General features: G+C 47.1%; 6 protein-coding genes. 1 reads left to right on the top strand and 5 read right to left on the bottom strand.

Annotated features, from left to right (window positions below):
• Positions 1-89 precede the first annotated feature (89 nt).
• The 3 genes from AM228_RS35295 to rpsT all read right to left on the bottom strand — a co-directional run bounded on the left by AM228_RS35295 (position 90) and on the right by rpsT (position 5,680).
• Positions 90-4,061, bottom strand: coding sequence for a hypothetical protein (locus AM228_RS35295; protein ID WP_231636813.1), 3,972 nt, complete (start codon positions 4,059-4,061; stop codon positions 90-92).
• Positions 4,062-4,462: 401 nt separating this feature from the next.
• Positions 4,463-5,266 (bottom strand): TatD family hydrolase, encoded by an 804-nt coding sequence (locus AM228_RS15530; protein ID WP_054467009.1) that lies wholly within the window; start codon positions 5,264-5,266, stop codon positions 4,463-4,465.
• 114 nt (positions 5,267-5,380) lie between these two features.
• On the bottom strand, positions 5,381-5,680 hold the full coding sequence (rpsT, locus tag AM228_RS15525) for a 30S ribosomal protein S20 (RefSeq protein ID WP_054467008.1): 300 nt from the start codon (positions 5,678-5,680) through the stop codon (positions 5,381-5,383).
• Positions 5,681-6,276: 596 nt separating this feature from the next.
• Between rpsT and hisD the strand changes: the two genes are divergently transcribed.
• Positions 6,277-7,578, top strand: a complete 1,302-nt coding sequence (gene hisD / locus AM228_RS15520; protein ID WP_054467007.1) for a histidinol dehydrogenase — start codon at positions 6,277-6,279, stop codon at positions 7,576-7,578.
• A 188-nt stretch (positions 7,579-7,766) separates the two neighbouring features.
• On the opposite strand, the gene AM228_RS15515 is transcribed toward hisD, so the two are convergent.
• Both AM228_RS15515 and AM228_RS32790 read right to left on the bottom strand, forming a co-directional pair.
• Positions 7,767-9,614 (bottom strand): penicillin-binding protein 2, encoded by a 1,848-nt coding sequence (locus AM228_RS15515; protein ID WP_082348895.1) that lies wholly within the window; start codon positions 9,612-9,614, stop codon positions 7,767-7,769.
• Positions 9,615-10,138: 524 nt separating this feature from the next.
• Entirely contained in the window at positions 10,139-10,753 is a 615-nt protein-coding gene (locus AM228_RS32790) for a hypothetical protein (RefSeq protein WP_156331820.1), read from the bottom strand.
• Positions 10,754-10,931: the final 178 nt, after the last annotated feature.

Below are 10,931 nucleotides of genomic sequence, written 5' to 3'. Positions count from 1 at the left end.
CAACTAACAACTAACAACCAAAGAATCCCTACCCACCAACTTTCCAACTAACAACAATCAACAATCAACAATCAACCAACAGCTAATTTTTAATCTTCCTCGTCCTCCGCAAAAGAAGTGGCAGAAATTGCCTCATAAGTAGGACGAGATGGGGTGCGGCGCTGATTGACATCGGCCATTAAATCGACTTCCACATCGCGGGAAGTGCCATCATCTGATGTGTCAACCTTATGCACAGCCACATCTAAACAAAGTGATTGCAGTTCTCGCATTAACACTTTGAAAGATTCTGGAGTGCCAGGGCGAGGAATTGCTTTACCTTTGACGATCGCATTCAGGGCTTCATTCCGACCTTGCATATCATCGGATTTCACCGTCAGAAGTTCTTGGAGGGTATAAGCAGACCCAAAAGCTTCCAAAGCCCACACTTCCATTTCTCCAAACCGTTGACCCCCTTGTTGGGCTTTGCCACCCAGGGGTTGTTGTGTCACCAAAGAATAAGGTCCGGTGGAACGAGCGTGAATCTTGTCATCCACCAAATGCACCAGCTTGAGCATATATGCTTTGCCCACGGTGACGGGGCGATCAAACGGTTCTCCGGTGCGGCCATCATAGACCACCATTTTGCCTGGGTTTCCCGGGTCGTAAACCCAATTTTTCCCTTTTTTACTGGCAGCTTCTTGCAATTTGCCATGCACAGTCTTCCGGGACATTTCCGCCCCGTACATTTCATCAAATGGTACGACTTTAAACCGAGCGTTGAGATTTTGGCCAGCCCAACCGAGCAAGCATTCAAAGATTTGGCCGACATTCATCCGGGATGGTACACCCAAAGGATTTAAGACGATATCTACTGGGGTACCATCGGGCAAGTAGGGCATATCTTCATCCGGCAAAATTCGGGAAATAATCCCTTTGTTGCCGTGGCGTCCAGCCATTTTATCGCCCACTTGAATCTTGCGTTTTTGGGCGACATACACCCGCACCACCATGTTGGCGCCGGGGGGCAGTTCGTCCCCTTGTTCGCGGGTAAATACCCGGACATCGACGACGCGACCTTTTTCCCCATTGGGCACCCGCAGGGAGTTATCCCGCACATCCCGCGCTTTTTCCCCGAAGATGGCTCGCAGTAGTTTTTCTTCTGGGGGTTGGTCTGATTCACCTTTGGGGGTGACTTTACCCACTAAAATATCCCCGGATTCGACCCAAGCGCCAATGCGAATAATGCCGCCTTCGTCCAGTTGCCGCAGGGCATCTTCCCCGACGTTAGGAATTTCGCGGGTAATTTCTTCAGGGCCGAGTTTGGTCTGACGGGCTTCAATCTCGTACTTTTCCACGTGAATGGAAGTGTACATATCGTCATAGACTAAGCGCTCGCTAATTAGGATGGCGTCTTCGTAGTTGTAGCCTTCCCAAGGCATATAAGCCACGAGGATATTCTGACCCAAAGCTAGTTCGCCGCCTTCGGTGGAGGAACCATCGGCTAACACTTGGCCGCGCACAACTTGGTCGCCTTCATAGACCAGAGGCCGTTGATTTAAGCAGGTATCTTGGTTAGACCGTTGATATTTCTGGAGTTCGTAGGTAATCTCAGCTAATTGTGGCTGAACTATTGGTGAGATATTGGCAGGTTTCAGCAGTTGTCCTTTGATCAGGCTATCTGTGACTGATGCAAGTAGTTGCGCTAAGTCATTGATTAGCTGAGGAACTTGCTGAAGCAGTTTCCAGCCTCCATGTTGAAAAGTTGCTACAGCCTTCCAAGTAAATTCTACAAGTTGGTCAAAAACTTGCGTAGAAAGTATATCCTTCAAAACTCCAGCAATAGAACTCAGTGCTGGAAGCAAAATCCAGGCAGCAAAAGAACGAGCTAAAGCAATTTCTATTTCCGCTGGAGCCAAACCTGGTGGCAAGATATTTCCAACAGATTTAACCACCTCATAAATGCGATTACTGATGTACTTTTTGATCTGCTCAAAAAGCCAATCAATTACCTGTGTAAATTGTTCTTTCAGAAATTTGTTGGGAATTAAACCCAGTAAATGCTCTTTGAGATTATCAATCATCAAAGATGGGAAAGTAGTATCAATGTTTGATAACAACTTTGGATCAATGGTAGTTAGAGTAGATACTGCTATTCCACTACTGGCAGTAACTGCGGACATTGTGAGTTGTTGCATCACCATCCAAGCCAGTTTTTGACCAAGTAACTCAGAAGTTGCTTCCAAAACTTCATCTAGTTTTGGTTTGCCTGTGTTTACTTCAATCTTAGGAAGAGGCTGTACCCGAATTTGAGTCGCATCTACATAAGTAACAATACCATCGGTGCGGGAGACGATGACCATGCCAGAGTCCCGCGCGGCTTGGGTTTCGAGTCCGGTGCCGACTAGGGGGCGTTCCGGTTTGAGCAAGGGCACCGCTTGGCGCTGCATATTAGACCCCATGAGGGCGCGGTTGGCGTCGTCATGTTCTAGGAAGGGAATTAAGGAGGTGGCCACGGAGATGATTTGCACCGGGGAAATGGCCACATAGTCCACTTGTTCCGGGGTGGTGGTGGTGAAGTCTTGGCGATAGCGCACGGGTACGGTTTCCCCTTGGATATAGCCATTTTCATCAATGGGAATATCCCCTGGGGCGACGCGGCGATCGTCTTCTTCGTCAGCGGTCATAAAGATGGGTGCTTGAGAGCGATCGACTCGGCCATTTTTCACTGGATAAAATGGCGTTTCAATAAAGCCATAGTCATTTACCCGCGCATGGGTGGCCAAGGAGCCAATCAGTCCAGCGTTTGGTCCTTCTGGGGTTTCAATGGGGCAAATCCGGCCATAGTGAGACGGGTGAATATCCCGCACGGCAAAGCCAGCCCGTTCGCGAGTCAAACCGCCAGGGCCGAGGGCAGACAGCCGCCGTTTATGGGTCAGTTCCGCCAGAGGGTTGGTTTGGTCCATAAACTGCGACAGTTGGGAGGAGCCAAAGAATTCTTTAATCGCGGCGACTAAGGGTTTGGGGTTGACTAAGGAAGCAGGAGTTAAGGCATCGGAGTCAGAAACGGTCATCCGTTCCCGGATAATCCGTTCTAATCGATTCAGCCCCACGCGGACTTGGTTTTGCAGCAGTTCGCCAACCGAGCGGACACGACGGTTGCCCAAGTGGTCGATGTCATCGGTAGAACCAACGTCAAATTCCAGGTTAATCAGATAGTCGATCGCGGTGAGAATATCCTGGGGTGTCAGGACGCGCACGCTGTCGGGTATGGATAGGCGTAATTTGCGATTCAGCTTGTACCGACCGACTTTGCCCAAGTCATAGCGCTTGGGGTCGAAGAAGCGCGAGTCGAGCAGTTGTTGACCGCCAGAAACCGTGGGGGGTTCACCGGGACGCAGCTTTTTATAGAGTTCCATCAGGGCTTCATCTTCGGTGTATTGCCCTTCTTTTTCGATGGTTTTTTGGTAATACTCTGGGTGGCGCATGGTGTCGAATATTTCGTTATCCGTCAGCCCCAAAGCTTTGAGTAAAATATGGGCAGACAGTTTCCGAGTTTTGTCAATCCGCACCCAGACAATATCGTTTTTATCCGTCTCAAATTTCAGCCATGCCCCTCGGTTGGGGATCAGGCTGGCGTTGTAGCAGCGCCGACCATTTTTGTCGGTTTCTGATTTGTAGTAAACCCCAGGGGATCGCACAATTTGATTGACGATTACCCGTTCGGCTCCGTTGATAATGAACGTGCCCCGTTCAGTCATTAAAGGCAGGTCGCCGATGAAGACTTCCTGCTCTTTAATCTCGCCTGTTTCTTTGTTAATTAAGCGAGTTGGCACATACATTTGTACCGCGTAGGTGGCATCACGGCGTTTTGCTTCATCTACATCGTATTTGGGGCGCTTCAGTTTATAATTTTTGCCGATAAAATGAAGTTCCAGCTTGCCCGTATAGTCCGCAATGGGGGAAAAACTTTCTAGTTCTTCTATGAGTCCCACTTCAAGAAACCACCGAAAGCTGGCTCTTTGGATTTCGACCAAATCTGGTAACGTGAATGCCGGTGTTCTGTAGGTCTGATTATCCATTATTAGTGAACCGTTCCAAGAGTAAATTCGAGTGCAGGTTGTGGTGTGCGATCGTAGACTTCTATAGAGATTTACCAATCAATGAGCGGATATTGACAGATTGGCAAATCCGTTTAACTCAAATAGAGAGTTTCTTAGGAGAGAGGAGAGAGAGTTTCTTAGGATAGAGTTTCTTAGGAGAGAGGAGAGAGAATAAACATAACCATACTCTTTGCTATTTCCTCTTTGCTATTTCCTCTTTCATTAGCATCTCTTTCATTAGTACCTTTTTTGGGTTATTTAGCCAGCAAATAACTAGACACTTTTAAAGGTTCTGGCTTAGGGGAAGACTAACTGTTATGGTTGGTGGTTGATGGTTGGCGATTGTTTAATTAGTGTCTTAATTAGCTGTTATCATAAAATCAGTTATCGGGAACTTGACTCGCCGACGATCGGAGTCCAAACAATTCTTCTGCATTTTTGGTAGTTTGTTCAGCTAAAGTTTCTAAAGTAACATTCCTGAGTCTCGCCACTTCTTCAGCGACATATCGAACGTAAGCAGGTTCATTCCGTTTTCCCCGTTTGGGAACTGGAGCCAGAAAAGGACAATCGGTTTCGATCAGGAGGCGATCGCAGGCGATCATCTTTGCCGAGGCTTGCACCTGATGGGCATTTTTAAAAGTGACAATGCCACTAATGCTTACATACAATCCCAAGTCCAAAAACCATTGGGTTTCTTCTGGGGTGCCGCCCCAACAGTGCATCACCCCTCGCACAGACCCGGAACTTTCCCAAAAGTCTCGCAATAGCTCTGCCATCACTAGGGCGGCATCTCGACAGTGAATAATCACTGGCTTATTTAGTTCTTGGGCAATTTGTAATTGGCTGGTGAAGACGAATTTTTGATGATCTTGGTTCTGAGCTTTGTAAAAATCCAGACCCATTTCACCGATCGCCACTACTTTGGGATCCGAAGCCGCTAAATAGCGAATCCGATCCTGGGTGTCAGACTGCCATTCGTGAGCGTCTAGGGGGTGTAATCCTACGGCAAAATACAATTCGGGAAAGCGATCCGCCAAGGCTTGAATGCTGGCAAATTCATCTGGGGTCACACATGAATGAATCAGACGAGCCACTCCAGCAGAACGCCAGCGATCGCACACTGCCTGAATGTCCGATTGGAACACATCAAAGTTGATGTGAACGTGGGTATCGATCAATTGCATCTGCTTGGCGTCGCTTTAAGAATAAGGTTATCTTTGTTTACAATACACGATATAGAGGACAGGGTACAGAGACTTTCTCTGTCCCCTGTTCGCAGTGGAGGAATTCACACACGCTTATGCAGCCGCCAAAGTTTCGACCTTTTTGAGTGCTCTTGCTAGCTGAGATTTTTTTCTAGCGCCATTATTACGGTGAATCACCCCGGTTTTCACGGCTTTATCAATCTTGCTATAAGCGGCACTGATCGACTCACTGACTTCTTGTCGCACTTCAGGGCTACGATTCTTTTCGTACTTGCTGATTTGCGCGAGGCATTTCTTGATCAGGGTCTTGACCGCCGACTTATAGGATTTGTTGCGCAAACGGTTGCGCTCGTTGATTTGGATACGTTTTTCAGCAGACTTAATATTGGCCACAGCAGATTCTAATAAAACTCTTTACGCTTCAAAGACATACAAAATACTAGACTCCACATTGTAGCATTGAAGTCGGCTGATTTACAAATTTGGAGTCCTAATTTCTTGATCGATGGCGGCGAAGTCACGGGAATACATCGGCGATCGCGATCGCTCCGTTACTTCAGGGGTGATTTTAACCTTGAGTGAACCCTGGGTCAGCCTCTTTGATACTTGAGGATGAGCCTCGGAAGAATCAACTCGTCGCCTCTATTCGTCGCCCCTAGCAGCAAGTTTCTCTGAGGATCCAGAGAAATTGGCCTCCCCTGGGTCAAGATTATAGAAAAGGCAAGTCAGTAAACAAGATTCCACGTTAAGCTAGATACAGGTAGGGGCGATAGCATAAGCGCTTTTATTTCTCGCAGATAACGAGTAACCTTGTCCGCTTATGCTTCGCTCCCCCCGAGGCGAGCCACTCATTTTTACTTGCTAGTCAGAGGGATAAAAACGCAAGTCCTATCTTATTTAATCTAAATAAGCATCATGGGATCGGCCCCTCTGAGTCATGCCAGACGAGTTCTCGTATGGGCGCATACTTTTGATAACTTCCAAACCCCATGCTGCGAATCATTACTCAGCGAACCTACGCAGTCGCAGAAATCGCACGGATCTGCGAACGCACCCACGATGACCAAGTGGTTCAAAAAGAATCAATGGTCAGAGATGTCCTTCAGACCGTGAGGCACGAAGGTGACCAGGCACTCCTAAATTATACTGCTCAGTTTGATGGTCTTTCTTTAAATGTTGACTCCCTGCGAGTAAGCGGATCTGACCTGGATGCTGCTTATCAGCAGGTTAATAAGGACTTACTAGACGCCATTCGCTTGGCTCGGCAAAAAATCGAAGCATTTCATCGCGAGCGTACCCCAAAGTCCTGGGTACAATTTGCCGAAGATGAAGTGGTTCTGGGTAAACGTTACACCCCGGTAGACCGGGCGGGTCTTTATATCCCTGGGGGTCGTGCGGCGTATCCGAGTACAGTGCTGATGAATGCTATTCCAGCCAAAGTGGCTGGGGTGCCAAGAATTATTATTTGTACTCCACCAGGCCTAGCACAAGGGATCGCTCCTGCGGTGTTGGTGGCTGCCCAAGAAGCCGGGGTTACGGAAATCTATCGGGTTGGCGGGGCGCAAGCGATCGCGGCGATGGCTTATGGGACGGAAACCATTCCTAAAGTGGATGTGATTACAGGACCGGGGAATATCTATGTAACGTTGGCGAAAAAGCTAGTCTATGGCACGGTGGGGATCGATTCCTTGGCTGGGCCTTCGGAAGTGCTGATTATTGCAGACAGCCTTGCTAACCCCGCTCATTTGGCCGCCGATTTATTGGCCCAAGCGGAACACGATCCGATGGCAGCGGCGATTTTGATTACGACCGATGAAATTTTGGCCAAACAGGTGGCAATGGAAGTCGATCGCCAGTTGGCAGAACATCCGCGCCGGACTCTAACGGAAAAGGCGATCGCTCATTATGGTTTGGCGATCGTCGTAGAGTCCCTGGAAATTGCCGCTGAACTCTCAAATCAATTTGCTCCAGAACACTTGGAACTCGAAGTGGCTCAACCGTGGGATTTACTGCCCCACATTCGCCATGCGGGGGCAATTTTTCTGGGGAATTCCACCCCGGAAGCGGTGGGAGACTATTTAGCTGGACCAAATCACACCTTACCAACTTCCGGGGCGGCTCGTTATGCTTCCCCCTTGGGGGTGGAAACTTTTATGAAAAGTTCCAGTTTAATTCAGTATAGCCCACAGGCTTTGCAAAAAGTAGCCAGCGCCATTGACCTGCTTGCGACTGCCGAAGGTTTACCTTCTCATGCGGAGTCGGTGAGACTCAGAGTGAAAAAATCACACTGAATTATTCAGAACATAAACCATCATCCGATGGAAACGTCAAACCGACATGACCGCCCTTGTTTTTAGGTGTCATGTCGGTTGTTTTTTGTAGGCATGGGCAAGCGGCTGCTAGAGGGGCAATTTGGAGAGAAATTGTAGGGGCGAACGGCCGTTCGCCCCTAAGAAGGCCATCTATCAGTCGATCGGGTTTATTTTGTTGCAGGAGGAATTCCTTCAATGCCGATCAGGGCTTCCATGACCGATCGCACCACTGGGGCGGCTACGGTTCCGCCAAAGCCACCTTCTGGTTCATCGATCACCGCGAGGACGACATAGCGAGGATTTTCCGCTGGCAAAATGCCCACAAAACTGGTGATTCTAGCGTAATTTGAATAACCCCCACTATCCGCAGTGACTTTTTGTGAGGTGCCAGTTTTGCCCGCAATGCGATAATTGGCAATTTCCGCTTGTTTGCCGGTGCCATCTTCGTCGTGAATGACACTTTCCATCATTTTCACTACGCTGGCCGCCGTATCAGCGGAAAAAATTTGCTGCGGTTCGGGCAAGTCTAATGTCCATTTGGCGTTGCCTTGACTGTCGTAAAGTCCTTGGACGACATGGGGGGTGATTAAGTAGCCCCCGTTGGCTAAGGCGGCGTGTAATCGGGCTAGATGGATGGGCGCTAGGGCAAACCCTTGACCAAAGGCGGTGGTAGCTGGGTGAACCGGGGAGGCGATAAATTCCCAGTCCGGTCTGATGTCGCTGGGGGTTTCAAAGGGCAGGTCAACGGTGACGGTTTCTCCTAGTCCTAAGCGTTTTAACCACTGGTAGAAGGCACGGGGGCGCATCTGCGACACAATATGAACCATGCCGACATTACTGGAATATTTCAAGATTTCTTTAATATCGATCGTGCCTCTCCCCCCTGAGTAATTATAGTCAGCATTGGAAATCGGCCAGCCATCGACATAGATTCGTCCTTCGTCGTAGAACACACTGTCGGGTTTAATTACACCCGCTTCTAGGGCGATCGCGACGGCAATTGGTTTAAAAGTCGATCCCGGTTCATATAAATCGGTGATTGCCCAGTTTTTATACAATTCTGGAGCAAATTTATAATAATGATTCGGATCGTAAGTTGGTTCGCACACGAGAGAGAGCAAAGATCCATCAACCGCATCCATGACAATTACTGTCCCCCGTTTGGCTTTGGTTTCTTTAATTTTTTTGTCCAAAGCTTCCCGAACCGCTCGTTGCAGGCGACTATCTAAGGTTAGTTCGATCGTTAAATCATCCAGTTTCAGGAAATTGTCGGGGACGAGATCCGCAATCCACGCTTCCCCAGAACGGGTGAGGGTCTGTCGGGACAAGGAGCGATCTAATAGTTTTTCTTGACTATATTCTACCCCGGCTTGGCCTTTCCCTTCTAAATCCACATAGCCCAAGACATCGGCAAATAGTTTTTCTTGGGGATAAAACCGCCGCTGATATTGACTAAGTTCTAGTCCATCTAAAAATAGCTGTTTGATTTTCTTTGCCTCCACTTCTGTGAGGTCATCTTTAACTAAAATGCCGGTTTCTTTTTGGTTAAATTCATTGGACAATTCGGCAGGCGATCGCTCCAAAATTGGGGCTAATTTTTCGGCAATTTCAGTTTTAGATTCTTGAAATAATCCCGGGTGAGCAAATAAACGATAAGCCGGTTGATCTAGGGCAATCACGTTGCCATTTCGATCCAAGATTTTTCGCCGTGGGACAAATGGTTCAATTTTGACAGATTGTTGCTCCTGGGCTGTCGTCCGCAAATCCGCTGCTTGCACGATTTGCAGTAAATATAATTTGAGAATTAAACCGAACATCCCCGCCAGCAAAATGCCCCAGACTATAAATAGGCGGACGCGGGAATTAGCCAAGTTTTGCCGATACTGTCGGCGATGTGGCGATCGCGGGCGGGCGGCATTGCCCCGATTCCTTTGTGAATGGCGATTAATTGGGTGGCGGTGATAATTTGCGGAGTATTTGAACGTTTTTTTGAATAAATTTAATACTAATCTCATTGACGAGATTAATGAGATTATTATATTTTTATACCTAGAATTTTTGCTATTTTTTGCTATTTTTGAGCCTGTGGTATAATCCGAATATTTTTGTTGTCTATTGACTCGATTATTAAAATATGTAATATTTTTTTTTTGAACTTTTTTTCTGTTTTTTGAATCTTTATTTTTGTCCATAAATTTAACCAAATAATATTTTAAAAAATATCTAACTAAAATATATAAATATCAATGAAACATTATAATGAATAATTGATATATTTTAACTTTTGTGAGGTGTATTAGCTCTGTGGATTCCCGCCTGAAGCGGTTCGGGACAGAGAAAAATAAGTGCCTTTATCAGAAAGTCTATAATAAATGAGTAGAAAATTGTCCACTATTCACTATTCACTATTCACTATTTATTATTTACTATTTACTATTTGTTGCCTACTATCTAGCATCCACTATTCACTATTCACTATTCACTGTCCATTTATAGTTATAAATCCCCGGCTGTTTTAAGTTAGCCAGAGATTTATTTCCTAATAGCCCAAAGGTTGTCCGCTTTGAAAATTCTCTGGTTGTGCCAAAGCAGTTTCTTGCCAGGGACGTACTGGGCTAGGTTCTAGCACAATCATTTGGCTGCCATTGGGAGGGACTAAGCCAGTTCCGCCTTTTTTCGCGGTTTGGGCAATGTCATTTTTCAACGCTTCATTGAAAATTGTCACTTGCCGTTCTTCCTTTTGCAGCCGTTCTAGTTTGCGGTACTCTTGACCCCAATGTTGTTTGGTGTAAACGACTTTGCTGTATAGTCCGACCACTGCACTTACGAGGATCAACATAGCGATCGCCGTCCCGGTCTTCATCCTTAGAAGCGATCGCAGCCAGATCGGTTTCGCCCAGGGATTCCCCATAGCAATCTTTCCCTTCAAATTCTCCCCTGTGATTGACCCTAGAGTCTCACCTGGAGTCTCACTATTAGCTAATGAGGGCTTTGTGGGTACGCGACGACCCTGAAACCTCTCTGATGGGTTCAAGAATTCTGCCGGTGAAACTAATGGCAGATATGTCACCTTACTGCGGGAATTTTGTGCCGATACTCGTTGCCGATATCTGCGTGGTTGAGGCGAATCAATTTTTCTCAAAGCAGCCGTCATAATGTTTTCTCCTATATCAGCCGAAGGTCGTAATTTTCGTCCCAGGGGAATTGTGACTCGTTATATGTTACTGGTTATTCCTGTCTATGGGTCAACGGCGGTTGACCCATAGATTACCAATCACTAATAACGACAATTGTTGTGGCTTGTAGGAGCGTATGCAATATACCCCTACAAG

Origin of the sequence: Planktothricoides sp. SR001, assembly GCF_001276715.1 — a bacterium.
GTDB classification, from domain to species: Bacteria; Cyanobacteriota; Cyanobacteriia; order Cyanobacteriales; family Laspinemataceae; genus Planktothricoides; species Planktothricoides raciborskii.
The sequence above is the reverse complement of the archived record's forward strand: the minus strand, read 5'-3'. Positions and strand labels throughout refer to the sequence as shown.

What these genes read in the sequence shown, in the direction of transcription:
- hisD (WP_054467007.1), top strand. Translation starts at nt 6,277, where the DNA reads ATGCTGCGAATCATTACTCAGCGAACCTACGCAGTCGCAGAAATCGCA.
- AM228_RS15515 (WP_082348895.1), bottom strand. Translation starts at nt 9,614, where the DNA reads ATGAGATTAGTATTAAATTTATTCAAAAAAACGTTCAAATACTCCGCA.
- AM228_RS32790 (WP_156331820.1), bottom strand. Translation starts at nt 10,753, where the DNA reads ATGACGGCTGCTTTGAGAAAAATTGATTCGCCTCAACCACGCAGATAT.
- AM228_RS35295 (WP_231636813.1), bottom strand. Translation starts at nt 4,061, where the DNA reads ATGGATAATCAGACCTACAGAACACCGGCATTCACGTTACCAGATTTG.
- AM228_RS15530 (WP_054467009.1), bottom strand. Translation starts at nt 5,266, where the DNA reads ATGCAATTGATCGATACCCACGTTCACATCAACTTTGATGTGTTCCAA.